Source organism: Streptomyces sp. NPDC053493 (assembly GCF_044544825.1).
In the GTDB taxonomy this organism is placed as follows: domain Bacteria; phylum Actinomycetota; class Actinomycetes; order Streptomycetales; family Streptomycetaceae; genus Streptomyces.
Genome location: NZ_JBITXS010000012.1, coordinates 159,582 through 185,214 on the forward strand (window position 1 = coordinate 159,582; position 25,633 = coordinate 185,214).

Consider the following 25,633-nt stretch of genomic DNA (forward strand, 5'->3'; position numbering starts at 1 on the left):
GGTACCCTCGGCCGCTCGACCCAGTAGTCAAATTTGAGGAATGCGTTGTCGCCGTCGCCGTCGCCCTCCCTCCGCACCGACGAACTCGCCCGCTGTACCGCCCTGTTCCTCCCCGCCGATCCGCCAAGGACCGGCCGGATCGCCTTCTGGTCCCCCGATGCCGACCTCGGCACCGACGCCGTCGACGACCTGACGGTCGTCGACGAGGACGTCCGGCCGCGCACCGTACCCGCGGTCCTGTTGTCCGTACGAGAGGCTCTGCCCGTCCTCACCCGCGCGCGGTTCGCGCCGGACGCGACCCCGTCGGCCGCCTTCTGGGGCGCGGCCTCGCTGTTCGCGCTCGACCTGGTCGCCCGGGGCCTGCTGCTGCCCGGGCTCACCGCCACCGACCTCGACGCCTGGCGGGCCGGGCCGCTCGGGCCCGAGGACCTGGGCGCGCTGCGCGACCTCGCCGCCGCCATGCCGCCGTCGGCGCACGCCGTACCGCTGCCGATGCCGGAGTCGGAGCCGGGTGCGGACGGCGACCTGCTGCTGCCCGAACCCGAGGGGCTGCTGCGGGCGTTCGCCGACGCCGTCGCCGACGTCCTGCCCCGCACTCCGGCCGCTCCGCTCGCGGCCGGCGGGCCCGCCTTCGCCGCCGACGAGCACCACGACGCGCGGGCCCTGCCGCACCAGCGGGCCTGGGCGGCGGACGTGGCGGCCGGACACGACGCGGGCGTACGGCTCTCGCTGCGCGTCGAGATCGTCGAGCGGGGCCGTGTAGAGCCGAGCGAGACCGAGCCACGTCGTGGCGAGCCCGGCCCCGAGCAGCCGCAGTCCGTCGCGGCGGACCTCACCACCGGAGGCCCCGTCGCGGCGGACCTCGCCTCCTCGGAGCTCGGCGCGTCGGACCTCGCCTCCTCGGACCTCGCCTCCTCGGAGCTCGCAGCGTCAGACCTCGCCGCGTCGGACCCCGCCGCGCCCCGGCCGGAGGTTCCCGCCTTCCGTGCCGTGCTGCAGATGCACGCCGCGGCCGACCCGGCGCTCGTCGCGGACGCGGCCGAGGTGTGGGCCGGAACGGCCTCGGCGGGCGCCGCGTTCGGGCCGCGGGCCCGGATGGACGCGCTGCTCGCGCTGCGCCGCGCCGCCCGCGCCTGGCCGCCGCTGTCTCCGCTGCTCACCGCCGCCGTGCCCGACGCCGTCGAGCTGGCCGACGAGGAGATCGCCGAACTCCTCGGTCCGGCCGCCCGCGCCCTCGCCGCCACCGGCGTCCGCGTGCACTGGCCGCGCGAGCTCGGCCACCGGCTCACGGCGCGCGCCGTGATCGGGCCGTCCGACGAGCCCGCCGCCGCCCGCGGCCGCGGCGACGCCCTGCCGTCGTTCCTCTCCGCCGACGCCCTGCTCGCCTTCCACTGGCGCTTCGCGATCGGCGACGAGGAACTCACGCGCGCGGAACTCGACCGGCTCGCCGAGGCAGGACGGCCGCTCGTGCGGCTGCGCGACCAGTGGGTCCTCGTCGACCCCGAGGAACTGCGGCTGGCCCGCGAGTCCCAGGAGCACAAGCTGACGCCCGTCGACGCGCTCGGCGCCGTGCTCACCGGCACCACCGAGGTCGGCGGCCGGTCCGTCGAGGTGCAGGCCACCGGCTGGCTGGAGCGCCTTCGGGCGCGGCTCGCCGACCCCGAAGGCGACACCGGCGGCGCAGACACCCGTGGGGACGGAGGCGGCGGCGAGGAAACGGCGATCGCTCAGCCCGCCGCGCTCGCCGCCACGCTGCGCGACTACCAGCTGCGCGGTCTGCGCTGGCTGCACCGGATGACCTCACTCGGGCTCGGCGGCTGCCTGGCCGACGACATGGGCCTGGGCAAGACGATCACGCTCATCGCCCTCCATCTGCACCGGCAGGGCGACGAGACCACCGCCGGCCCCACGCTGGTGGTCTGCCCCACCTCGCTGATGGGCAACTGGCAGCGCGAGATCGAGCGGTTCGCGCCCGGCACGCCGGTGCGCCGCTTCCACGGCGCGGCGCGCAGCCTGGACGGACTCGCCGACGACGGCTTCGTCCTGACCACGTACGGCACGATGCGCCTGGACGCGCCGCGGCTCGCCGCCCACCGCTGGGGCCTGGTCGTCGCGGACGAAGCGCAGCACGTCAAGAACCCGTACTCGGCGACGGCGCGCGCCCTGCGCACGATCGGCGGCACGGCGCGGGTCGCGCTGTCCGGCACGCCGGTGGAGAACAACCTGTCCGAGCTGTGGGCGATCCTCGACTGGACGACGCCGGGGCTGCTCGGCGGACTCGGCGCGTTCCGGAACCGGTACGCGTCCGCCGTCGAGGGCGGCGGCGATCCGGCCGCGGCGGCGCGACTCGCCGCGCTCGTCCGGCCGTTCCTGCTGCGCCGGCGCAAGTCGGACCCGGGCATCGCGCCCGAACTGCCGCCGAAGACGGAGACCGACCACCCCGTGGCGCTGACCAAGGAGCAGGCCGGACTGTACGAGGCGGTGGTGCGCGAGACGCTGGCCGCGATCGCCGAGGCGGACGGGATGGAGCGGCGTGGTCTGGTGGTCAGGCTGCTGACCTCGCTCAAGCAGATCTGCAACCATCCCGCGCAGTATCTGAAGGAGACCGGCCGGCCGCGCCTGTCGGGCCGTTCGGGCAAGCTGGAGCTGCTCGACGAACTTCTCGACACGATCCTCGCGGAGGGCGCGAGCGTGCTCGTCTTCACGCAGTACGTGGCGATGGCGCGGCTGCTCGAGGAGCATCTGGCGGCGCGCGGCGTGGCCGGCCAGTTCCTGCACGGCGGCACGCCGGTCGCCGAGCGGGAGGCCATGGTGGCCCGCTTCCAGGCGGGCGAGGTGCCGGTCTTCCTGCTGTCCCTGAAGGCGGCGGGCACGGGCCTCAACCTGACCCGCGCCGGGCACGTGGTGCACTTCGACCGCTGGTGGAACCCGGCCGTGGAGGCGCAGGCCACCGACCGTGCGTACCGGATCGGGCAGACGCAGCCCGTGCAGGTCCACCGGCTGATCGCCGAGGGCACGGTCGAGGACCGGATCGCCGACATGCTGCGGCGCAAGCGGGCGCTGGCCGACTCGGTGCTCGGCGGCGCCGGCGAGGCCGCCCTGACGGAACTGACCGACGCGGAGCTGGCGGAACTGGTGCGCCTGCGCGGGGAGGACGGACGATGACGGAGCACATGCGGGACGACGACGCACGGACGTTCGCCGCGCTGCCGCCCGTGGCGGGCGGGGCGTTCGCCCGGACCTGGTGGGGCCGGGCGTGGCTGAAGGCGCTGGAGGACACGGCGCTCGACGGGCAGCAGCTGAAGCGGGGCCGGCAACACGCGCGGGCCGGGGCGGTCGGCGCGGTGTCGGTGCGGCCGGGCCGGATCACGGCCCTGGTGCGGGATCCGGACGGCACGACGCATCGCAGCGACGTGCTGCTCCAGGAGTTGTCCGACGAGGAGTGGGACGGCTTCGTGGACCTGGCGGTGGACAGCGCCGGTCACATCGCGGCCCTCCTCGACCGCGAGATGCCGCCGCACCTCGTCGAGGACGCGGCGGCGGCCGGTCTCGAACTGCTGCCGGGCATCGGCGACCTGGAGCCGGAGTGCGGCTGCGAGGCCTGGGACCACTGTCCGCACACGGCGGCCCTGTGCTACCAGGTGGCGCGGCTGCTCGACGAGGATCCGTTCGTCCTGCTGCTGATGCGGGGCCGCGGCGAGCGGGCGCTGATCGAGGCGCTGCAGGAGCGCAGCGCGCGGGCGGCGGCCGGCGGGTCGGACCCGGTCGGCGCGGTGTCGGACGGGGCGGCCTCGGACGGGAGCGGGTGGCACGTCGGCGTGTCGGCGGCGGAGGCGTTCGCGGCGCGGGACATCCTGCCGCCGCTGCCCGGCCCGCCGTCCGCGCCGGCCGCACCCGGCGAGCCGCCGTCGCTCGACACGGAGACCGCGCCCGAACCGGGGATCGATCCGGCCGCTCTGGAGTTCCTGGCGGCCGACGCGGCGGCCCGGGCCCAGCGGCTGCTGTCGGGAGCGGCGTCCTTCGACGAGCCGCCGCTGACACCGAACGAGGACGCGGTACGGCTCGCCGCCGGGTCTCCCGCGCCGTGGCTCGCGGCACGGCTCGCCGAGGGCTCCGGGCGTGACCGGGACGGCCTCGAACTCGCCGTACGGGCCTGGCGGTTGGGCGGGCCCGCGGGCCTGGCCGTGCTGGAGGAGGACTGGTCTCCGGGACCGGAGGCGCTGCGGCGCGCCGAGACCCGACTGGCGGAGGCCTGGGACGACGACGAACGGCCGGCCCTGGTGCCGGCCGGCCAGACCCGCTGGACGGTCGCCGGCTCGACGGCCCAGCTCCGCCTCGGCGAGGACGGCCGCTGGTGGCCGTACCGCGAGGAACACGGCCGCTGGTGCCCGGCGGGCCCGCCGGAACACGACCCGGCGGCGGCGTTGGCAGTGGCGGTGACGGGGACGGTGACGGCGGTGCCGTAGGACCGGCGGGACCTGGCGGGCCCTCGCACGCGTCGCGCCCCCGCCAGGTCCCGCCGGCCACCGGAGCGGGCCACCGGGCGGAAGGCCGGCACCGCGCCCGGCCCGGCACGCCGGCCGCCGTACGGGCGGGCGGCCGGCGTCGGGCATCGCTTGCCCGACGGCCCGGGGCCCGCCGGAGCGAGCCCCTGCCGTCCCCGCGCCGTCAGGGAGCGGTGGCGCCGGGGCGTACGGAACGGGCGAGGGAGTCCGTCAGCCACAGGTGCGACGCGCCGAGCGTCACGGGGTCGCCACCCGCGCGAGCCACGAGCTGCCAGTAGCGGCGCATCCTGGGATCGCGGTCGGCGGCGACGTGGGACAGCAGCCGGCGCCGGAAGTCCGGCGTGTCGCGGCTGCGCCGCGCCACGGCGTGGGCCTCGACGAACCGGTCGAGTCCGGGGCCTGCGCGAGGCGCCTCGCCCGCCCGGACGAACGGCTCGGCGAGCGTGCACGCTTCACCGATGCCGGCCAGCAACGCGTCCTCGTCGACGACCAGTTCGGCGTTGTCGCGCGCCATCGCTTGTAGCAGACGGATCAGTTCGCGGTCACGCGCCAGGGCGAACAGCTCGGCGAAGGCGACGACGTGCGGCGGAGTCGGGTCGGCGGGCGGCTCGGGCACGGCCATGGCCACGAAGGAGGCGAACATCGCGTCGGACACCGGGGCGGCGAACGTCCGCTTCCAGAAACCGATCAGCGTGTCCCGGGCGGCGGCGCCGTCCGCCACCGCCGCCAGCAGCTCCAGCCGTGCGGCCCGTTCGGCCGGCCCGGCCTCCTCGACCGCCCGCAGCGAGGCCCGGCGCCAGGCCAGCTCGGCGAGCCGTACGTCGAGTGCCGCGCGTTCCGCCGCGACGGCCTCGGGCAGCGAGCGTTCGCCGGCCACCACCTGCCGCACGGCGGTCAGTCCGAGGCCGAGCCCGCGCAGCCGTCGGACCAGGTCGAGGCGGTCGACGGCCGCCCGGTCGAACCTGCGGTGCCCGCCCGTGCTGCGGACGCAGTCGAGGACGCCCTCGTCGCAGTAGAAGCGGACGGTGCGCACCGGGACGCCGGTCAGCCGGGCCAGGTCGCCGATCCCGAGCGGCGACTCGTCACGCAACGGCACTTGAACCTCCACCGGACTGGAGCTCCTACCGTAACCGCGAACGAGCGAGAGGAGCCTCGGAGATGACGTCGACCCCGGACACCGCCCGGCTGGTGGCGGGACTGCGCGAGCAGACCGCCGCGTTCACGCGCGCGGCCGCCGGACGGGATCCCGGCACCGCGGTGCCCACCTGCCCGGACTGGCCGCTGCGGACCCTCGTGGCGCACGTCGGCCAGGAGCACCGCTGGACGGCCGAACTCGTGCGCCGGCGCGAGCAACTGGCCGTGCCCGACCCGTGGCAGGCCGATCCCGGCGCGCCGGACGAGTGGGCCGCATGGCTGCGCGATGGCGTGGAGGAGCTGATCGGCGCGATCCGGGAGACCGGGCCGGAGACCGGGATCCAGACGTTCTTCGGGCCGCGGCCCGCGGTCTTCTGGCTGCGCAGGATGTTGAGCGACACCGGCGTGCACCACTTCGACGCGGCGGCCGCGACGGGCAGGGTGTTCACCATCGCCGACGACCTCGCGGCCGAGGTGATCGAGGAGGGTCTCGACCTGCTGGCCGAGCCGGCGTTCGAGACGGTGAAGCCGGAGGTCGCCGGGCTGCGCGGCCGCGGCGAGCGGATCGCGCTCCGGCCGGCGGCCGGGCCGGGCTGGCTGATCACGCGGACGCCCGACGGGCCGCGGTGGGAACGCGGGCCGGGCCGGGCCGACGTGGTGGTGTCGGGTGCGGTGGCGGACCTGATGCTGGTGTGCGCACGGCGCGTTCCGCCGCACGACGAACGGGTGACGGTGACGGGCGATCGGGCGCTGTTCGATCACTGGCTGGCCCACACGGCGCTCTAGCCGCCGGGTCCGCTCAGGCGCGACCCGTCCCGCCCTGTTCCGGTCCCCCGCCCGGGTCCGGCCCGTCCCGCCCGGTTCCGGCGCGTCTCGCGCACCGCACGGGGGCGGCCGCGTCACTGCAGCGGCGCGGTGAGGTGCCGGCCGGTGGCCGAGGGCGCGGCGAGGCTGCAGGTCACCGTGTCGTCGCCGAGCAGAAAGCTGGTGCGGTACGGGTACTGGACGAAGGTCGTCCAGCGGGTGCCGAGCGGCTGCTCCGCCGCCTTGGCCCGCAGCCGTGGCCGGCACAGGGCCGCCGCCGCGTCCCGTACCGCCCGGTCGTCGGCGAAGGAGCCGGTGAGCCGCAGCCGGGCGACTACCTCGGCGTCGTGCGGCGTGTCGCAGGCCCGGCGGACGACGGTGCCGGGCGCGTCGCGGTCGATGTCGAAGCAGTCGCCGACGCGCAGCCTGTCGTACGGCGTGCCGGCGGGAGCCGCCGGTGTGCGGCGGGTGGTGGGTGTGGTCCGCGGCCGTGGGCTCGTCGTGCCGGGCCCGGCGGTGCCGGCGCCGGGCGTGCCGGTGGACGGGGCGCCGCCGGTGTGGTCCCGGCCGGTGCGGGGCGCCGGGCCGCGGTCCCGGGTGGGCGTGGGCAGCGGTGAGGGGCTCTCGCCCTGGGCCGACGGCTGCTGTCCCCGCGTACCGGCGGACGTGCCGTCCGTACCCGCGCCCGTGTTCGTACCCGCCCCGGCGCCCGGCGGCGTCGGCGTGTCGGACCCGGCGGCGGCCGGGAGGGCGGGCGTGGCGCGCGGGTCGCCGCCGTCGGTGCCGCCGCCCACGGTGAGGGCGACGGACAGCGCGACGAGCGCGGCGAAGGCGGAGACCGGCAGGACGACGACGCCCGGCCGTCGCGGTGGCCGGGCGTCGCGGGACGGGGAATCCGTCGGCGGGCGGAGCATAGGAATCAGGTTCACCCGTCCGCGCGCGTGTGGCGAGCGATACCGGTGAGTTCGGACCCGCTCGTACAGAACCGTGACAATCCCGCGGCTCGTACGAGACCCGGTACCGGTCGCCCCATGACTACCGGCCCAGGTCCAGACCCAGCTGGCGCTCGGCGGCGTCCACGGTCTGGGCGAGCAGGACGGCGATGGTCATCGGGCCGACGCCGCCCGGGACGGGAGTGATGAGGGAGGCGCGCTCGGCGGCGCTGTCGAAGTCGACGTCGCCGACGTTGCCCGGGTTGTAGCCGGCGTCGATGACGACGGCGCCGGGCTTGATGTCCTCGCCCTTGATGAACCGCGGCTTGCCGACGGCGGCGACGAGGATGTCGGCCTCGCGGACGGCGGCGGACAGGTCGGTGGTGCGGGAGTGGCAGTAGGTGACGGTGGCGTCGCGGCCCAGGAGGAGCAGGCCGGCCGGCTTGCCGAGGATGGCGCTGCGGCCGACGACCACGGCCCGCTTGCCGCTCGTTTCGACGTCGTAGGCGTCGAGCAGGCGCATGATGCCGCCGGGCGTGCAGGAGACGAAGCCGGGAAGGCCGAAGCCCATGGCGGCGAAGGACGCCATGGTGACGCCGTCGACGTCCTTCTCCGGGGCGATGGCCTCGAAGGCGGCGCGCTCGTCGATGTGCGGTCCGACCGGGTGCTGGAGCAGGATGCCGTGGACCTCGGGGTCCTCGGAGAGCGCGGTGATCGCCGCGACCAGCTCCTCGGTGGTCGTCTCGGCGGGCAGCTCGACGTGCCGGGACCGGATTCCGGCCTTCGCGCAGCGGTTCTGCTTCATCTTCACGTACGTGACGGAGGCCGGGTCGGCGCCGACGAGGACGGTCGCGAGACAGGGAGTGGTGCCGGTGCGGCGGGTGATGTCGGCGGCGCGGGCCGCGGTCTCCTCGACCGTGCGGCGGGCGAGCGCGGTGCCGTCCATGAGGCGTGCGGTGCTGGTGGACATGGGCCACTCCTGGGCGTCGAGGAGGAACGGTGGATCGCCCAGGCGCACGGCTGCGACACGGTCGCGCGCGGTACGCGCGTCCGCCGGGCCGCTCCCCGGTGGTGATCCACCTCAAGCGCCAGTCACGGCCCGGGCTCCACTCTACGTGACGGGTGCGGGCCGGACGCGGGGCGGGTACCGGCCAGGACGGGCGGGCGGGCGCGTCCGTGCGCTTGTCGGCGGGATCGGGGGCGCACCACGATGACGTCCTCGGGACGGACGACCTCGACGGGGAGGCCGAGTTGAGCGATGCCAGCCGTGCGCCGGGCACCGACACGGGCACCGGACCCAGGAGCGGGACCGGGCGTGGGACCGGCTCCGGGGCCGGGGCCGGGCGGCGCGGGGCCCGGCCGGACGGCCCGGCCGCGGTCCGTCCTCTGGTCGCCGACTCCTGGCGGCGTTCCGTACGGGCGCGGGTGAGTCCGGAGGGCGCGGCGCCGGTCGAGCTGGACGAGGAGGAGCTGGCCGGGCACCGGGAGGAGCACCCGCTGGCGGCGGCGATGCCGGTGATCCGGGAGCTGATGGGCGCCGACGCGCGGGACGGCGAGCATCTGCTCGCGGTCTGCGACGCCGCGGGCCGGATGCTGTGGGTGGAGGGGCATCCCGGGACGCTGCGGAAGGCCCGCGGGATGAACTTCGTGGCCGGCGCGCGCTGGTCGGAGGCGGCGGCCGGGACGAACGCGCCCGGCACGGCCCTCGCCGTCGACCGCCCGGTGCAGGTGTGCGCGGCGGAGCACTTCCGGCTGCCGGTGCGGTCCTGGACCTGTGCCGCGGCGCCCGTGCACGACCCGCACAGCGGGCGGCTGCTCGGGGCGGTGGACATCACCGGCGGGGACGGGCTCGCACATCCGCACAGCCTGGCGTTCGTGCAGGCGGTGGCGCGGGCCGCCGAGTCGCAGCTCGCCCTGGTGGCGCCCGCGCCGGCCGCCGGCCGGCCGCGGCTGACGGCGCTCGGCCGGGACGAGGCGTTGCTGCATCTGGGCGCGGGGCGGCGGCTGCGGCTGAGCCGCCGGCACAGCGAGATCCTGGTGATCCTCGCGCAGCGGCCGGACGGCGTCGGCGGCGACGAGCTGCTGACCCTGCTGTACGAGGACGAGTCGGTCACTCCGGTCACGCTGCGGGCGGAGCTGTCCCGGCTGCGGAGCCTGCTCGGGCCGACGCCGCTCGGACCGGACCTGCTCGCCTCCCGCCCGTACCGGCTGACCCTGGCCGTGGAGGCGGACTTCGCGAGGGTGGACCGGCGGGTCGGTTCGGGGGCGCTGGCGACGGCGCTCGGGGAGTACGCGGGTCCGCTGCTGCCCGGTTCGTGCGCGCCCGCGGTCGTACGGCTGCGGGAGCGGCTCGCCGGGCGGCTGCGGGCGGCGCTGGTGGAGCGGGGCGATCCGGGGCTGCTCGCCGACTGGGCGTACAGCGTGTGGGGCGAGGACGACGTGGTGGTGTGGCGGGCGCTGGCCTCGGCTGTTCCGGCGGCCGAGGCCCCGGCCGTACGGGCCCGGCTCGCCGCGCTCGACGCCGAACTGTCCGGCGGCGCAACGGGGTTGCAACGTCCTGGCGCGCACCATCGGCGGTGAGCGCGGGCCAGGGACGGCCGGCGCGGCCCGAGGGAGGACATGCCCATGACCCGTTACGCCGCACCCGGGACCGAGGGTTCGCTGATGTCGTACGCGGCCCGCTACGACCACTGGATCGGTGGTGAGTACGTCGCCCCGGCGCGCGGGCGGTACTTCGAGAACCCGAGCCCGGTCGACGGGCGGCCGTTCACGGAGGTGGCCCGCGGGACCGTCGAGGACGTGGAGCGCGCGCTGGACGCGGCGCACGCGGCGGCGCCCGCCTGGGGCCGCACGTCGCCGGCCGAGCGGTCGCAGGTCCTGCTGCGGATCGCGGACCGGATGGAGCAGCATCTGGAGGCGCTGGCGGTCGCCGAGAGCTGGGAGAACGGTAAGCCGGTCCGCGAGACGCTGGCGGCCGACATCCCGCTCGCGATCGACCACTTCCGCTACTTCGCGGGCGCGCTGCGGGCCCAGGAGGGCGCGCTCAGCCAGATCGACGACGACACCGTCGCGTACCACTTCCACGAGCCGCTGGGTGTGGTCGCCCAGATCATCCCGTGGAACTTCCCGATCCTGATGGCGGTCTGGAAGCTGGCGCCGGCGCTCGCCGCGGGCAACGCGGTCGTCCTCAAGCCGGCCGAGCAGACGCCGGTGTCCGTCCACTACTGGCTGAGCCTGGTCGCCGACCTGCTGCCGCCCGGTGTGGTCAACATCGTCAACGGCTTCGGCGAGGAGGCCGGCAAACCGCTCGCCTCCTCCCCGCGGATCGCGAAGATCGCGTTCACGGGCGAGACGTCGACGGGCCGGCTGATCATGGGTTACGCGGCGGAGAACCTCAAGCCGGTGACACTGGAACTGGGCGGCAAGTCCCCGAACATCTTCTTCGACGACGTGTCGGCGGCGGACGACGACTTCCTCGACAAGGCGCTGGAGGGCTTCACCATGTTCGCCCTCAACCAGGGCGAGGTCTGCACCTGCCCGTCCCGCGCCCTGGTCCAGCGCGGCCACTACCACGCGTTCCTGGAGGCGGCGATCGCTCGTACGGAACGCATCGTTCCCGGCCACCCGCTGGACACCGGCACGATGATCGGCGCCCAGGCCTCGGCGGAGCAGCTGAAGAAGATCGTGTCCTACCTGGAGATCGGCCAGCAGGAGGGCGCCAAGATCCTGACGGGCGGTCAGCGCATCGAGTACGACGGTGAGCTGGCGGGCGGTTACTACGTCCAGCCGACCGTCTTCGAGGGCGACAACCGCATGCGGGTCTTCCAGGAGGAGATCTTCGGCCCCGTCGTGGCCGTCACCTCCTTCGCCGGCTTCGACGACGCGATGCGCACGGCCAACGACACCCTCTACGGCCTGGGCGCGGGCGTCTGGACCCGCGACACCACCACCGCCTACCGCGCCGGCCGCGCCCTCCAGGCCGGCCGCGTCTGGACCAACTGCTACCACGCCTACCCGGCCCACGCGGCCTTCGGCGGCTACAAGCAGTCGGGCGTGGGCCGTGAGACCCACAAGATGATGCTGGACCACTACCAGCAGACGAAGAACCTTCTGGTCAGCTACTCGCCGAAGAAGCTCGGGTTCTTCTAGAGCAGTGAAGTCCATCGTCTGAGCTGGCCGTTACCAGCCGACGGTAGCCTTATCCATAGGCGCGCACAGTAGTGGCCGGGCCACCAAGAGCGATGCCCGGTGCATTCGGGCGCCTGATTGCGGACCGGTCACGGACCAGGACCGTGCTCTCGCCGGCCGGGCCTTGGCGGACCGCCCCACAGCCCGGCCGGCGCTCAGAGCAGGGCCTCCAGCCTGACGGGGAGGTCGGTCAGGCCCTCCTTCGTACTGTTCGTAGCGCGAGGTCTCCGTGCGCACGTCGTAGACGAGGCTTTCGATGCGTCCCTTCGCGCCGGCCCCGAGCGCGAGGCGCCGGCGGCTGGCGTCGCCCTGCTCGACGAGGGCTTCGACGACACGATCGGCGACTGCCCCCGCTTCGTGCGCGAGCACCCGTACGCCTCCCTCACCGACATGCCACTGCTCGAACAGGGGCTGCGCGGGCTTGAGGAGACGCCCCGCGCCAACGGCAACCTGGTCCCCCGCCACCTCGGCATCCCGACCGTGACCGTCCCCGTGGGCACCATGACGGACACCGGCATGCCCGTCGGCCTGACCTTCGCGGGCCGCTCCTACGACGACAACGCCCTGCTGTCGCTCGCCGCGGCCTTCGAGAAGACCGGCAGCCGGCGCACGGAGCCGCCGCGCACCCCGCGCCTGCCGGCCGAGTGACCTGACTGCGACGTCCCGCCCCGAAGCAGCCCGCAGCCCCGGGTCCGGGCTTGGAGGAAGCCCGTGAGGTGCGCATACGTCAGCCGCGGTCCTTGGGGCCGCCGTGGTGGCGGGTGTCCTTGCCTCGTTCAGGAGCCGGGCTGGGCGAGGGAAGTTCGGTGGGGTGGCCGTCGTCGCTGTGCGCACGGAGCGCTGCGACGGGCTGTCCGGTCCAGCGCTGGACAGCGCGGCGCAGCCCGCCGGGGTCTGCGTAGCCGGCGTGTCTGGCGACGGAGCCGAGGGTCATGTCGGTGGAGGTGAGCAGACGGAGGGCGCGTTCGCTGCGCATGGCCTGGAGTTCGTCCGACCACGTGGTGTGGTGTTCTCCCAGGCGGCGCTGGAGGGTGCGGGTGCTGAGGGACATGCGTTGGGCGGTGGCGCGCAGGGTGGGGATCTCCGTGTCCGGTGTGGCCCGGAGTGCGGTGCGGAAGATGTCGAGCCAGGTGTGAAGGGGGATGGCGTCGCTGAGGGTCTGATCGGCGTGTCTTCGCAGGAGTGCGGACAGGCCGGGGGCATGGGGCTGGGGTGTGGTGAGGTCGGCGGCTTTGAACGTGAGGGAGTTGACGGGGCTGGTGAAGTCGATGGCGCGGGTGCCGTACAGCTCTACCAGGGCTTGATGAGTCCGGGGAACTCGTGAGGCGAGGGTGACCCGGGTGGGGGTGATCGCGCGGCGAGCGGTCTCGCGGACCCGCTGCAGGAACAGGCCCAGAGCGTAGGCACGTATCGCGGAAGCGACTTCGTCGCTTAAGTCGGCCGCGTTGACGTGGCTGATGGTGACGTGCCGTTCGGTCTCCTCTATATGGAGGGTCTCGGTGCCGGAGTCTCCTAGAGCGGCAAGGTAGCGGGCGGCGTCGCGGAGTCCTTCCAGTGGTGTTGCCGCCTGGGTGGCGAGGTAGTCCCACAGCCCGAAACTGCCCAGGGCGCTCTCCTGGGCCATGCGCAGCGCGGCTTCATGCCACGGGGCCTGCAAGATCATGAGTTCCCAGAGGCGGATGTTGGTGGACGCCGGAGTGCGGTAGCGGTCACCCGCCAGAAGCGCGGGGGCCGTGCCGAGCAGGTCCGCGTACTTGGCGGGAGTGACTCCGATCCGTCGGGCTGCCGCGATGTTCACGCGGGTGAAGGCTGCCGGGGTGGTGCCGTGGTGCTGTGGGACGCCCCCGACGCGGAGGCTCGCCTGCTCTCGGGGGCGGGCCGGTGAGCTGTGGCGCGTCAGGCTCTGTTGGTGACGCGTGAGGCCCTTCGTGAGCTGAGGGATGCGATCTAACGTCATGTCCGTCCTCGTGGGCTTGGGCTGCGGTGCCGTTGCGCTGTGGTCCTCCGCATGAGGCGTTGCGGGGGCTTGGTGATTGCTGGTCCTCGGTACAGCACTTGTTAAGTCGATCCGTATCGACTGCACATGTTAACTAGGTTCACAGCGTTCCCGAGGGGACGTCTGGGTAGGCAAAGGACATGAATTGCGCCTGATGAGAAGAATCGCCACGCTGGGCGGGGTCGCGGCACTGGGGGCGGCGGCCCTCGTATCCGCCTTGTCCAATCCGGCCGCCGGGGCGCCGAACGCCCTTGCCGCGGAAGAGATTCCGGGGTTCGCGGTGGAGGATTTCCGCTACCCGAACGCGGACAGCGTCCTGCGGGACAAGGGAATTGTGCTGAAGCGGGGGGACGGGCACATCACCCTCGCCGACTGCGGGAGCGAGTCGGGACTCCTCCAGATCATGCGGCGCCCCGAGGACGCCGTGCCGGTCTGCTTCAAGGTGACCGGCGACTCCGGCTTCCTGACGATGGAGATTCCCTCCGTTTACGGGGTCAAGGGCAACGCCTACGACGCCACGGTCGACATGACCGTGGGCACCGAGAAGAAGTCGTTCGCCGTCACTCCGAACCAGTGGACGGCCGTGGGAGAGACGACGGATCCGGAGGCGCGCGAGTACATGCTCGTCGAGATCCGGACGCAGAAGTAGCACCTACCGCTCAGCGTGGGGCCGGACGGCCCGCTCGGCATCGCCTCGCCGGCTCGGTCGGCCCGGTGCGCCCCATCGGGCGGTTCCCTCGGCCCGGTTCGCCCTCGACGGGCAGCCGGCGGTAGCGAGGCCCTCGCCCTTCGGTGCGCGGCCTTCGCGCGCCCAGCCCCTCCGGCATCCCGACCATTCGACCGAACGAAGGTGCTTTCGTGCAGACAACCTTCTGGAGTCGTCGGCGTTTCGTCACCGTCGTGACAGCCACAGCGGCCGCCGCTTCCACTCCAGCCTTTCTCAGTTCAGCGGCTCATGCGGCCGCCGTTGCCGGCGACACCGGTGGCTTACTCGACCTCCCCGGCACTGCGCGCGCACGGGCCGTGCGGGCCTACATGCTCGGCGGCAAGGCCACCCGGGCCGCTGCGGGCCAGGCTCTGAGCGGCACGGACGACGACGTCGCCGTCTTCCTCGCCGAGACGCTTCCCAAGACGACGGCGGAGGACAATCGCGTTGCCGTGTTCTCCTACCTGGCCCGAGGTGGAAAGGCTGTCCGGCGCGATGCCTCGGCCGCACTCGACGGGGGCGACGGGACCATTGCCGCGTTCGTGCAGGCCGGCTACCGCTCCGCGATCACCGAAGACCTCCGTGTCGCGGCGCTCGCGGTGGTCGGCAACGGCGGAAAGGCTGTCAAGCGCGACGGCTCGGCCGCCCTCGACACCGGCACACAGAGCGCGCTGGAGACGTTCCTGGCGACCGGTCAGTACACCGCGCGTCTCGAGGACATGCGCATCGAGGTCACGGCGAGCCTCGTCAACGCGGGACCGGAAGTGACCAAGTACGCGAACCGCGCCCTCAGCGGCAGCGCGGACGACATCCAGTGGTACCTCGACACAGGCCAGCACATCGCCCGTGCCCGGGACCAGGAGGCCGCCTCCATCGAGCAGCTCGTCGCCGTCGTGCTGCGGGAGGCACAGCGCGCCCAGGCCAAGACCGATCTCGCCGTCGAGGCGTCGGAGCGGGCCGTCACAGCAGCGGCCAAGGCGAAGGCCGCGGCGGACACGGCTGCCGCCGAGGCCGCGCTCGCGAAGGACAACGTCACCAAGTCCGCCGCCGCGGCGACGAAGGCGGCCACGGCCGCCCAAGGTGCGGCCTCGGCCGCCAAGACGGCGATCCGCTCCTCGAACGCGGCGGTCGAGGCCTCGCGCCGTGCCTCCTCGGCGGCCACCGCAGCCTCCCAGGCGGCGGCCACCGCCGGAGCGGCCGCCTCCCGGGCCTACAACGCCGCCATCGCCGCCTCGAAGGACGCCTCCAAGAGCGGCGAAGCCAAGAACGCCGCGGTGGCGGCCCGCAACGCGGCCGCCCAGGCGCGCAACTCCGCCGCGGCCGCGGACCAGGCCGCCGTCGCCTCCCAGCAGTCGGCCAGCGCGGGTGCGGCGGCCGCCGCGGCCGCTCGCAACGCGGCCGCCGCCGCCTCCGCCTCCGCCCAGGCCGCCGCGGCGGCCGGCGCGGCTCAGGGGCAGGCAGCGGAGGCGAAGCAGCAGGCGCAGCTGGCCGGCACCGCCGCTCAGCAGGCGACCGACGCCGCAGTCGCGGCCCAGAGCCTGGCCACCACCGCCGCCGCGTCGGCGCGCGCCTCACGTGACGCCGCGAACGCGGCGGCCGATCACGCGGAGAACGCAGCAGCAGCAGCCGAGGACGCGGTCAGGTACGCGGGACAGGCCATCGACTTCGCCAACAAGTCCACCGCCTTCGCCGCTGAGGCGGTGAAGGCGGCGGACGCGGCCACCAAGGCCGTCATGGACGCCGAGAAGGTGGAGCAGAAGGCCCGCGAGGCCGAGTTCGCGAACCTGGAGGCGGACAAGAAGCAGGCCGTCGAGGAGGCTGCCGCGCTGGCCAGGGCGGACGCCGTTGACCGGGCTGCCGCCGCGGGCAGGCGAGCCCAGCAGCAGCAGATGGAGGCGGCCACCAGGGATCTGATCAGCCAGGCGGAGCAGGCACTGAACGGCAGCGACATGAGCCTCGCCGCCACGCTCGGCCGCAAGGCCGCCATCGCCCTGCTCGACTCGAAGGGCACCTGGACCCGTGAGGCGGCGCAGTTCGCGCTCTCGGGCAGCGACTGGGACGTCTGCTCCTGGATCGACCTCGACCGCTCGCTCGCCGAGGCACAGGACGACCGTGAGACCGCCCTGTACATCGCCCAGGTCTCCGACCCCACGGTCGCCGCCGCGGCCGCCGCGGCGCTGGCCAACGGCAGTGCGCAGGCGGTCGGCGACTTCAACACGTCCGGCGTGCTGAGGGCCCGGGCGACCGAGAACCGAATCAACATCTTCCGGATCCTGAACGCCAAGCCGGGAAAGGCCGTAGCCCGCGCAGGCAACGACGCCCTCAACTCCAACACCCCGCAGTCACTGCAGAAGTTCTTCGACACCGAGCTGGAAACTGCGGTGCGAGAGGACGACGCCGTCACTGCCACCAACCTGCTCACCACCGGCGGCCCCTACACCCGGTCCTACTCCGAGGTCGCACTGGAGGGGCCCGGCTGGATGAAGCGCGTGTTGGTCGACGTCCTTCAGCACAAGGCCGCTCAGCTCGACCACGACTCCCTGAGCCACCAGTCGGCCATGAAGGGCGCCATAGCCGCCGCCTACAAGGTCGCGCTTGAGGCCCAGCGGGACGCGGCCCTCGCCTCCGAGGTCGCCGCGGATGCCCGCAAGGCCGGGCAGGAGGCCCAGACATGGGCGGCGAAGGCCGTCACCGCGAGCCAGGATGCCTCCGCCTACGCCGGCCAGGCCAAGGCCAACGCCGACGCCGCGGACAAGTCGGCCGCCGACGCGCAGGCGTCCGCGGCCAAGGCCAAGACCGCCGCCACCACCGCACGAGGCGCCTCCCGCGCGGCGAACTACTCCGCCAACCGAGCCATCGACGCCGCGCGCAGCGCGGTGGCGTCGTCCGCGCAGGCCCGCGGTTCGGCGGCCGGCGCGCACAACGCTGCCGTGACGGCGGGCCAGAACGCCAACGAAGCCGCCAACGCGGCGAGTCAGGCCCGGCAGATCGCGCTGAACATGCGCGCCCAGGAGGTCGCGGAAGCGGCGGCGCGGGCCGCCGAACAGGCGAAGAGGGACCGGGACACCCAGACCAACCCGTCCGACGCTCCTCAGAACGACCAGGTCAATCCGAACGGATCGCAGACCGAGGAGGAGCAGTGGTGGGAGGACGCGAAGTGGTGGGCTGACACCGCCGGAAAGGTCGGCACGGCCACCGGGCTCCTCGCGGCCGGCTTCGGCGTCGCCTCCCTCTTCCTCCCGGCCGCGCCGATCACCCTCACCATCGGCGCCGTCCTCGCCGGCGTCTCCCTCGTGGCCGGCGGCATCAGCGTCGTCGCCACCGGCATCGAGTACGGCTTCACCAGCAGCGAGTTCCTGAACTCCGCCGGAGGATTCGCGCTCAACCTCCTCACCCGCGGAGGTGGCGGAGTCGTCGCCCCGGCGGTGAAGTCCGTCGCGAAGAAGGCCGGGGAGGTCTTCGAAGACGTCGTGTCCCCGGTCCTCACCGAGTTCGTCCGCCGATGACTCCGCGCGCCGGCCACTGAGCTCGCGCTCCCGGCTCCGCCTCGGTCGGGCCCCCCCGACCCTTGCTCGCGCCTGAACGCGGGCCTGGCTCAACCCTCCCAGCATCCTTTCGGAGAGAAAACATGTCACAGTTCACGAGACGCGCCCAGGTCTCCGCCGCCGTCGCCTTCGGCGCCATCGGCCTGAGCCTCATCGCGTCCCCTTCCCAGGCCTTGCAGGGTCCCGACGCCACGGCGGCCTACAACTTCACCACCCGCATCCTCGTAGGCGACTCCGAGCGCGCCTGCACCGGGACGCTCGTCTCCCAGCGCTGGGTCCTGACCGCGGCCTCCTGCTTCGCCGCCGACGGCAAGCCCGCAGCCGGCAAGCCGGCCGTCGCCACCACGGTCACCGTCGGACGCACCAACCTGGCCCAGACCACGACCGGCGCCGTGCGCAGCGCCGTGGAGCTCGTCCCGCACCCTGACCGCGACCTCGTCCTGGTCAAGCTGAACGCCGGCGTGGCAGGCGTGAAGCCCCTCGCCCTGGCCGCCGCCCCGGTCACGTCCGGCCAGGCCGTCACGGCGGCCGGCTTCGGCCAGACGAAGACCACCTGGGTCCCCGACACCCTGCACACCGGAGCGTTCACCGCCACTGGTGACAGCTCCGCGAACATCGCCCTTACGTCGGACGGCGACGCCGCGATCTGCAAGGGCGACGCCGGTGGCCCGATCGTGCGCACCAACGGCCAGACCCAGGAGCTCGTCGCGGTCGCCAGCAGGTCCTGGCAGGGCGGCTGCCTGGGCACCCCCGCCACCGAGACCCGTACCGGCGCCGTCGCCACGCGCGTCGACGACATACGCACCTGGATCACCCGCAACGTCACCCCCGTCGCCGGTGACATGAACGGCGACAACAAGCCCGATCTCGTCGCGGTCGAGGACACCGGGAAGCTCTTCCTCTACCCGGGCACCGGCACCGGCGCGCTGGGCGCCCGGATCCAGATCGGCTCCGGAGGGTGGGGCGGAGCCTCGGTGACCCACCGCGGCGACTGGACCGGTGACGGCATGGAGGACATCGTTGCCGTCGTCGGCGGCGAGCTGCGCGTCTACCCCAACCGTGGCGACGGCACGCTCGCGGCACCGATCAAGATCGGCTCGCTGCCCACCACCGCCCGCATCGTCGCCATCGGCGACACCACCCTCGACGGCCAGCCGGACCTCTTGGCCACCTACGACGACAAGCTGTACCGATACGCCGGCACCAGCGCGCCCACCCCGTCCGTGAGCGCACCGCTGCTCATCGGCACCGGCGGCTGGAACGTCATGACGCTGACCGCTCCCGGTGACGCCGACAAGGACGGCCGCGTCGATCTCCTCGCCCGTGACACCCGCGACGGCATCTTCTACAGCTACCTCGGTCAGGCCAACGGCACGTTCAGCGACCGCACCGAGTTCGGCCGCGGCTACACCGTCACCAACCGGCCGCTGGTCGCCGGAGCCGCCGACGCGGACCGCAACGGCGTCGCTGACCTGTGGGCGACCGCCGGCGACGGCACCCTGAAGTTCTACAAGGGCGGGGCCGACATCCACGGCCCGATCGACGGCCCCAGCATCGAGGTCGGCAGCGGCGGCTGGGGCACCATCCAGTCCATCAGCTAGCCCGTTCCCGCTCGGATCCGGATGACGTCTCGCGTCGTGCCGGACGACGACAGCTGAGGGAATTCCCCCGTACCAAAAGGCTGTTCAGCGCCACCTGATCGCGCGGCCGATCAGGTGGCGCTGGAGTGATCTCCCACCGAGAGAAGAAATGATGCCCTCGCGCATGAGACGAATATCTTTCAGCCTCCTCCTCGTTCTGAGTCTCACTGCCACAGCGACCGGGACCGCTGCTGCCGGCAGCGGCCACACCTTTCAGCCCCATTCCTCGACCTCCCCGGCCCGGAACAGTGCCGGCAAGGCGCCCTTGGACCAGCCAAAGGACTTACCCCTCCGCAAGACCGGCAGAATCGCCTCGAGCGATCGGCCTCCCCTTCCCGCTCCGGCCAAGACCCGCCCTGTCAAGGCGAGCTCCAAGGAGAACTGCGAGCCCACGCCGGCGGGATCCCGTGAGCGCAAGGCGGGCGCTGTACAGGCCTGCGTCACCACGAGCACCGCATCGGCGCCCCTGAGCGGGCCCCGGGCCTTCGCCGTGCAACCGTCCGCCGCCGACTCCGGCTCGTGCACGATCACGGACCCGGGCACGTGGTGGTACGGCCGCTTCGGATACTGCGTGTACGGCCTGACCGTGCTGTACACGCTGAAGGACAGCAACGGAAAGCCGATCGGCACCGGAACGCTCAACGTGTCGAGCAGCGCCGTCCTGTCGGCCACGGACACCAAGTGGAACGAACTGGTCACGGTCACGATGACGGAGGCGACCGGGGCGGTGACCACCTTGAACGTGAAGTTCAGGGCCCTGTGCACGGCCGGCTGCACGGTGACCAGAACCGCTCCGTGGGTCGGGGCGACCGGGACCCTGATCAAGGGCAAGGTCGCCAGCGGCAACGTGTCCTACGCCTCCAGCCCGGCCGCCGGAACGAAGGTCGACTTCACCACGTCGTACGAGATGTACGTGACCGCTCCCGGTACCCAGGTCACGGACCCGAACGCCTCGTGGAGCAACCCGGAGAAGATCCGCTGCGACGACGCCGTCCGGGACACCACCAGCCCCACGAGCACGCCCGCCGCCGGCTGTGTCGTGCCCGGCGTCATGCCGGTCGTCAGGATGAGCGATTCACCGAGCGCGCCGGGTGCGGGCGCCGCGGCGGCCGGCTACCTGTGGGCACAGAACGAGCTCGCCGACGGCTGGGGACGCGCCAAGCCGCTGACCCGGGCGAAGAACGACGCGGATGCCCGAGCCGCGCGAACCTGCGGGTCCTTCCAAGCCCGCACGGACATCGTCGCGACCGACACCTGTGACACCTTCCCTTTCGCGGCCACCCATGAGGGCGGAGCAGACGGCGCTCTCTGCGCCGAGATCATCCCCAACTACAGCACGGGCGGGTGGGATGTCTACCAGCTCAAGGGAGATGCGAACGCGCCTTGCATGCGTGCCCACGTCCCGGCCGCGGACAAGCAGGCTGCTGCGAGCCGGCTCGCCGAGGGTTACGCAAACCAGCGCGTGCTGGAAGCGGAGCAGTTCAAAGTCGACATCACGGGTTCGACTGCCGAGCCGCAGGCCGCCTGTCTGAACAATGCCCCGGCCGGAGCGCTGCCGTCGGGCAACGGATGGATCACAAACACGACACATTCGGTCCCGCAGGTCAACAAGACCACCACCCCGCCCGGTCCTCCCGGCACTCGGGCGGCCATGGCACAGGCCTGCCTGGGTGTGGTGACCGGCGACGGCTCTCCCGCAGCGGGGGACATCACCGGCTGGCAGGACGCACAGGAGTTCGCCCGGATCAACTCCCCGGGGACGCAGCTGGCTCGGTGCCACCTCATCGCCAACATTCTCGGCGGAAAGGGTGGAACCGGCGATGGCGGTCCGGACAATCTCGTCCCCTGCTGGCAATCGGGGATGAACACCGGAACACCCAGTATGCGAACGTACGAAGCCGTCACGCAAAAGGCCGTGAAGGAGCCGAAGGACGGCGGAATCCTCGGGCCGAACGACGCCGTCTTCTACCAGGTGACGCCCGACTATCGGGACAGCACAAGCACCATTCCCCAGGGGGTCACCATGACCGCCCGTGTCGAGCGCGCGGACGGATCCTCGCAGCCGCTGTTCCCTGACATCTACATCACCAACACCAAGGGCAACACCGGTCTGCTGGACCTCGGAAACTAGCCGGCCCCGCATCACCGCCATCGGGAGCACGAATGAGCCGTACCACCCCGCCGCGCACGGTCGACGTCGCCGCGGTCTTCCCCTCACTGGTCCCGCTGGCACGCACGGCGACCCGTCTGCACCCCCGCCCCGGGTCTCCGACACCGCACGACAGCTCGATCGGCGGGCCACTGCTGTGGCCCGCCGACGAACCGTGGCCGTACTGCCGCGAGGGGCACGAGTGGCACGACGGCCGGGTTGACGACTGGTTCGAAGGGTGGCACGAGGGACCGAACGCCATGCTGCCCCTGGTTCAGCTGTATGTGCGCGACGTGCCCCTGCTGCGACCGCCGGGGCAGGCCGATCTGCTCCAGGTGCTGTGGTGCCCCTGCGAGCACCCGCCGGAACACAAGCCGCCGACCGCGCTGTTCTGGCGCTCCTCCACCGAAGTCACCGACGCCCTCGTCACACCACCGAAGACATGCGCGGTGGAGTACGACGAGTACGTTCCAGAGCCGTGCGAGCTCGCTCCCGAACAGATCACCGAGTACCCCAACCTGCTGGAGCTGACCGAGGGTGTGCGGCAGCAGCTGGGGGACTGGAGCAGGTGGCAGGCAGCCGGAAGCGACGTGGACAGCACCTACGCCCCCTACCCCGAAGCCTTCTACACGCGCGAGTTGTCCGTGGCCCCCGGCTGGAAGGTCGGCGGCTGGCCCCCCTGGGGCCTGACCGATCCCGTCGCCCAGCTCTGCGCCGTGTGTGGCACGAAGATGGACCCGTTGCTCACCGTCGCCTCGAACGAATGGGACAGCAGCAATCGCGGTTGGATCCCGTACGAGGACCAGGCCCTTGCCGGCATTCCCCGGGCCGGCGTGGAGAACTCGCCCAGGGTCCAGGTTTCCAGGGGCAACCATCTGCAACTCTACGTCTGCCCGACCTCTCCGGCTCATCCGCACGCCGACCTGATCCAGTAACCCTCGACGTCAGGCCGTCGGACCCGCTGCCGGATGCGACGGAGGCGCGGTGACGTCCTCTTCGGTCATGTCGGCAATCTTCCGCGCCTGTGAGGGCGGCCGGGCTCTCGCGCCCGGCCGCAGCCGTCAGTGATCGTCAGCGCACACGCCAGGTCAGCGAGTTGCCCGTCGCCGCGCGGACCTGGGGGTCGCGGACGGCCTCCGTGGTGTCGGTGACCGTGGCGGTGACCCGCTGGCCGCTGCGGACCGCGCCGAGTTCGGCAGGGGTCACCGACAGGTCGCCGGTGGCCCAGGTGACCTGCTTCCCATCGACGTACCAGGTCAGGAGCGGACTCGCCAGGCCGGACACCGAGGCGAGCTGGACGCTGAGGGCCTGGGACGCGCGGACCCGAGTCCCGGTCGGAACGGTCGAGGTCAAGGCGTCCGCGTAGGTGTAGAAGCCCTTGATCATCGCCTCGCGTCCGACGTGGTTGAACTGCGCGGAGGCCAGGGTCCGCATGAGAGAGGTGCTGGTCGGGCGGTAGACGCCCGTCTCGTAGTAGTCGCCGCCCTCGTAGGTGCCGATCACGGAGCCGGTCGGGTCCTGCTCGCCCAGCCAGCGGTACCACTTGCTCGTGCCGAGGTTGGCGGTGACGGAGATGTTGGCACTGTCGGACGAGGGGTACGGGTAGGCGCCGTAGCCGGCGTACTGATACTCGTCTGCCAGCAGGCCTATCGAGTGGCCGAGTTCGTGGGCGCCTATGAGGTACGACTGCGGGTTGTCGGAGGACATGGTCGCGATGCCGTGGTACGACGCCCCGGCCGGCGGGGTGGAGAAGCTGTAGCCCGCGCCGCCGTACTTGGTCGAGTTGGCGATGACGAAGACGATGTCGGAGGCGGGCGCCTGGTCGGCGTAGGCGGTGACCTTCGACGTGTCGAGGCAGAGGAGCCGCTCCGTGTCCTCGCAGAAGAAGTAGGAGCTGAGGGCCGTGTTCTTCACGACCCCTGCGGTCGGGTCGCCGGAGACGCCGGTCTCGGCGGAGGCGGCGTCCACCAGCCAGATGTTGAACAGGCCACGGTAACTGGCGTACGGCTCGATGGCGAAGACCGCGTCGACCGTGGCCTGCGCGTCCGCGTGGAAGTCGGCCTGCTGCCCGGCGGTGTAGCCGTCGCCCATGACGACCAGGTCGAGCCGCCCGGAGACCGGTCCGGTCTCCTGAACGGGCGTGACCGCGGCAGCGGTCGGGGCGGGCGCGGTCGCCGACCGGTGACCGGTGATCCTCGCCGGGGCCTGGGCCGGAACCCTCTTGTGTCGGGGTTCGGCTCCGGGGCCGTCGAAGTACTCGACCTCGTGCGTCGCCACCGGGCCGGAGCCGGCGACGGAGACGGGCTCCGCGGCGGACGCGCTCGCGCCGGCCAGCAGGGCGGCGGCTGTGACAGCGGCGCCGACGGAGACGATCCAGCGGGTGCGGGTAGATCCGTGTCTGGGCACGACGACCTCTCTCAAGCCACGATGTAAATCCACTTAACTGGCCGCTTAAGCTAGGGGGTTGAGAGTCGGGGACACAAGGCCCCGGGCGGAACGAGCAAGGTGGGTGAGCGGCGTGGAACCGTCACGGCAGCGCTCTCACCGGCGATGACAGGGGGAGGCACTGGCATGATGGAGCACATGGCGAAGCGGGACGACCCCGAGATCATCGGCCGCAGAGTGCAACGGCTGAGGCGCGAACGGGGGCTGACACAGCGACAGCTGGCCGAGCCCTCCTACACGCCCGCCTACGTCTCCACCCTGGAGGCCGGCCGGGTACGCCCCTCCGACGAGGCGCTGCACCATCTTGCCGACCGGCTCGGCGTCGCCTTCGAGGAACTCGCCACCGGACGGTCCGCCCACCTCGCCACCGACCTGCGACTCCGGCTCACCGAGGCGCAACGCGTCCTCGCCGACGGCGAGGCCGAACAGGCCGCCCTCCAGTACGCCGAACTGCTCGCGGAGGCCGTGGCGCACGGACTCGTCGACGAACAGGCCACCGCGCTGCTCGGACTCGGCGAATGCCGTCTCGACACCGGCGACCTCACGGCCGCCCGCGAACACTTCGAGCACGCCGAACACGCCCTGGCCGAGGCCTCGCTGCCCGCCCGCGTCCCGGCCCGACGCGGCCGCGCCGTCACCCACTACCTGGCCGGCGAACTCCGCTATGCCGTCTACCTCCTGGAGTCCACGCTCGACGAGATCAACCTCGCCGGACTGCATGACCCCGACGCCCTGCTCCTGCTGCACACCGCCCTGATCAGCCCCTACATGGACATGGGCGCGCAGGCCCGCGCCGCCCAGGCCGCGGAACTGGCCCTCGCCCTCGCCCCCCAGGCCGGCGACCCGGCGCTGATCGCCCGGATGCACCGCTCGGTGGCCCGCACCCTGCTCGCCGAGGGCAGGATCGCCGAGGCAGACGCCTCACTCGCCAAGGCCGCCGAGATGTACCACCAGCTGAAGATCCGTACGGAGCTCGCCAACTGCCGCTGGATGCGCGGGTACGTGTACGCACAGAACGGCGAACTCGCGCGCGCCGAGGAGGAGTTGCGCGCCGCCCTGGCCATGCTCGACTCCCACCGCGCCACCCTCTACAGCAGTCAGGTCGCCGTCGAACTCGCCGACGTGCTGCACCGGCGCGGCGAGTCCGAGAAGGCGTCGGACCTCCTCCGAGGGGTGCTCGGGAGCCTCTCCCCGGAACGCGGCGCGGTCCACTCGGCCGCCGCCCACCGGCTGCTGGGCATCATCGCCGAGGACGCCCACGACACCGAGGCGGCCGAGCAGCACTACGTCCGCGCACTGGGCCTCCTGGAGCGGGCGGGCGCCGCGGGCGACCTCGCCGACCTGTGCCGGCTCCTCGGCGACTTGCTGCGCCGCACCGGCCGGGTGGAGGCGGCCCTCGACGCGTACCGCACGGGCCTCGGTCACCGCACCGCCGGCACCACCACCCTCGGCCCGGCACCCGCCCAGCCACTCCTGTAGAGCGGCACCGGGCGCATCCAGGTCACGGCTGATCGGGGTCTTGGGCCGGCCCGACGTCGGTCGGCGCGCGGGGCGGTGGCCGGCAACCCGGCCACCGCCCCTCACCCACC

At 73.0% G+C, this 25,633-nt stretch carries 17 protein-coding genes and 1 riboswitch; of the genes, 12 read left to right on the forward strand and 5 right to left on the reverse strand.

The features are described 5' to 3' along the window. Positions 1-45 precede the first annotated feature (45 nt). Positions 46-3,165 carry an SNF2-related protein gene (locus ACIGO8_RS28920; RefSeq protein WP_399736748.1) on the forward strand — a complete coding sequence of 1,040 codons (3,120 nt, stop codon included), beginning with the start codon at positions 46-48 and terminating at the stop codon, positions 3,163-3,165. Further along, the gene (locus tag ACIGO8_RS28925; protein WP_399736750.1) at positions 3,162-4,466 is read left to right on the forward strand and encodes an SWF or SNF family helicase; all 1,305 of its coding nucleotides are present in this window, start codon (positions 3,162-3,164) and stop codon (positions 4,464-4,466) included. The genes ACIGO8_RS28920 and ACIGO8_RS28925 overlap by 4 nt, the downstream gene beginning before the upstream one ends. Before the next feature lie 202 nt (positions 4,467-4,668). Here ACIGO8_RS28925 and ACIGO8_RS28930 read toward each other — a convergent pair whose 3' ends face one another. Further along, a complete protein-coding gene (locus ACIGO8_RS28930) occupies positions 4,669-5,601 on the reverse strand; it encodes a MerR family transcriptional regulator (RefSeq protein WP_399736752.1) in 933 nt (310 codons plus the stop codon). 62 nt (positions 5,602-5,663) lie between these two features. On the opposite strand from ACIGO8_RS28930, the gene ACIGO8_RS28935 reads away from it, so the two are divergent. After that, positions 5,664-6,425 carry a maleylpyruvate isomerase family mycothiol-dependent enzyme gene (locus ACIGO8_RS28935; protein ID WP_399736754.1) on the forward strand — a complete coding sequence of 254 codons (762 nt, stop codon included), beginning with the start codon at positions 5,664-5,666 and terminating at the stop codon, positions 6,423-6,425. A 113-nt stretch (positions 6,426-6,538) separates the two neighbouring features. Here the strand turns inward: ACIGO8_RS28935 and ACIGO8_RS28940 are convergent, their stop codons facing one another. Continuing rightward, entirely contained in the window at positions 6,539-7,357 is an 819-nt protein-coding gene (locus ACIGO8_RS28940; protein WP_399736756.1) for a hypothetical protein, read from the reverse strand. Positions 7,358-7,478: 121 nt separating this feature from the next. Then, complete coding sequence (locus ACIGO8_RS28945) at positions 7,479-8,345, reverse strand: bifunctional 5,10-methylenetetrahydrofolate dehydrogenase/5,10-methenyltetrahydrofolate cyclohydrolase (protein ID WP_399736758.1); 867 nt, start codon at positions 8,343-8,345, stop codon at positions 7,479-7,481. A gap of 29 nt (positions 8,346-8,374) precedes the next feature. After that, a riboswitch (ZMP/ZTP riboswitch) is annotated at positions 8,375-8,481 on the reverse strand. Between the two features lie 145 nt (positions 8,482-8,626). Here ACIGO8_RS28945 and ACIGO8_RS28950 point away from each other — a divergent pair. The 3 genes from ACIGO8_RS28950 to ACIGO8_RS28960 all read left to right on the forward strand — a co-directional run bounded on the left by ACIGO8_RS28950 (position 8,627) and on the right by ACIGO8_RS28960 (position 12,211). Next, positions 8,627-9,955, forward strand: coding sequence for a GAF domain-containing protein (locus tag ACIGO8_RS28950; RefSeq protein WP_399736760.1), 1,329 nt, complete (start codon positions 8,627-8,629; stop codon positions 9,953-9,955). A 45-nt stretch (positions 9,956-10,000) separates the two neighbouring features. Then, positions 10,001-11,524 carry an aldehyde dehydrogenase family protein gene (locus ACIGO8_RS28955; RefSeq protein WP_399736761.1) on the forward strand — a complete coding sequence of 508 codons (1,524 nt, stop codon included), beginning with the start codon at positions 10,001-10,003 and terminating at the stop codon, positions 11,522-11,524. A 396-nt stretch (positions 11,525-11,920) separates the two neighbouring features. Further along, positions 11,921-12,211, forward strand: a complete 291-nt coding sequence (locus tag ACIGO8_RS28960) for a hypothetical protein (protein WP_399736762.1) — start codon at positions 11,921-11,923, stop codon at positions 12,209-12,211. A 79-nt stretch (positions 12,212-12,290) separates the two neighbouring features. Here the strand turns inward: ACIGO8_RS28960 and ACIGO8_RS28965 are convergent, their stop codons facing one another. Next, the gene (locus ACIGO8_RS28965; protein ID WP_399736764.1) at positions 12,291-13,361 is read right to left on the reverse strand and encodes an AraC family transcriptional regulator ligand-binding domain-containing protein; all 1,071 of its coding nucleotides are present in this window, start codon (positions 13,359-13,361) and stop codon (positions 12,291-12,293) included. Between the two features lie 478 nt (positions 13,362-13,839). Here ACIGO8_RS28965 and ACIGO8_RS28970 point away from each other — a divergent pair, with 478 nt between their 5' ends. From ACIGO8_RS28970 to ACIGO8_RS28990, 5 genes are all read left to right on the forward strand, one after another. After that, positions 13,840-14,208, forward strand: coding sequence for a hypothetical protein (locus tag ACIGO8_RS28970; RefSeq protein WP_399736766.1), 369 nt, complete (start codon positions 13,840-13,842; stop codon positions 14,206-14,208). Between the two features lie 374 nt (positions 14,209-14,582). Continuing rightward, positions 14,583-17,771, forward strand: coding sequence for an ALF repeat-containing protein (locus ACIGO8_RS28975; protein ID WP_399736768.1), 3,189 nt, complete (start codon positions 14,583-14,585; stop codon positions 17,769-17,771). A gap of 122 nt (positions 17,772-17,893) precedes the next feature. Beyond that, positions 17,894-19,411: a trypsin-like serine protease gene (locus tag ACIGO8_RS28980; protein ID WP_399736770.1), complete on the forward strand. Its 1,518-nt coding sequence runs from the start codon at positions 17,894-17,896 to the stop codon at positions 19,409-19,411. Between the two features lie 625 nt (positions 19,412-20,036). Then, complete coding sequence (locus tag ACIGO8_RS28985) at positions 20,037-21,581, forward strand: DNA/RNA non-specific endonuclease (RefSeq protein ID WP_399736772.1); 1,545 nt, start codon at positions 20,037-20,039, stop codon at positions 21,579-21,581. Between the two features lie 32 nt (positions 21,582-21,613). Continuing rightward, positions 21,614-22,534 (forward strand): hypothetical protein, encoded by a 921-nt coding sequence (locus tag ACIGO8_RS28990; protein ID WP_399736774.1) that lies wholly within the window; start codon positions 21,614-21,616, stop codon positions 22,532-22,534. 136 nt (positions 22,535-22,670) lie between these two features. Here ACIGO8_RS28990 and ACIGO8_RS28995 read toward each other — a convergent pair whose 3' ends face one another. Next, positions 22,671-24,005: a M64 family metallopeptidase gene (locus ACIGO8_RS28995; RefSeq protein ID WP_399736776.1), complete on the reverse strand. Its 1,335-nt coding sequence runs from the start codon at positions 24,003-24,005 to the stop codon at positions 22,671-22,673. A 177-nt stretch (positions 24,006-24,182) separates the two neighbouring features. Between ACIGO8_RS28995 and ACIGO8_RS29000 the strand changes: the two genes are divergently transcribed. Continuing rightward, the gene (locus ACIGO8_RS29000; RefSeq protein ID WP_399736778.1) at positions 24,183-25,523 is read left to right on the forward strand and encodes a helix-turn-helix domain-containing protein; all 1,341 of its coding nucleotides are present in this window, start codon (positions 24,183-24,185) and stop codon (positions 25,521-25,523) included. Positions 25,524-25,633: the final 110 nt, after the last annotated feature.

Bases quoted from the DNA above. Each gene is read 5' to 3' on its own strand.
- ACIGO8_RS28980 (WP_399736770.1), top strand. From the start codon at position 17,894: ATGTCACAGTTCACGAGACGCGCCCAGGTCTCCGCCGCCGTCGCCTTC.
- ACIGO8_RS29000 (WP_399736778.1), top strand. From the start codon at position 24,183: ATGGCGAAGCGGGACGACCCCGAGATCATCGGCCGCAGAGTGCAACGG.
- ACIGO8_RS28990 (WP_399736774.1), top strand. From the start codon at position 21,614: ATGAGCCGTACCACCCCGCCGCGCACGGTCGACGTCGCCGCGGTCTTC.
- ACIGO8_RS28955 (WP_399736761.1), top strand. From the start codon at position 10,001: ATGACCCGTTACGCCGCACCCGGGACCGAGGGTTCGCTGATGTCGTAC.
- ACIGO8_RS28945 (WP_399736758.1), bottom strand. From the start codon at position 8,345: ATGTCCACCAGCACCGCACGCCTCATGGACGGCACCGCGCTCGCCCGC.
- ACIGO8_RS28925 (WP_399736750.1), top strand. From the start codon at position 3,162: ATGACGGAGCACATGCGGGACGACGACGCACGGACGTTCGCCGCGCTG.
- ACIGO8_RS28935 (WP_399736754.1), top strand. From the start codon at position 5,664: ATGACGTCGACCCCGGACACCGCCCGGCTGGTGGCGGGACTGCGCGAG.
- ACIGO8_RS28940 (WP_399736756.1), bottom strand. From the start codon at position 7,357: ATGCTCCGCCCGCCGACGGATTCCCCGTCCCGCGACGCCCGGCCACCG.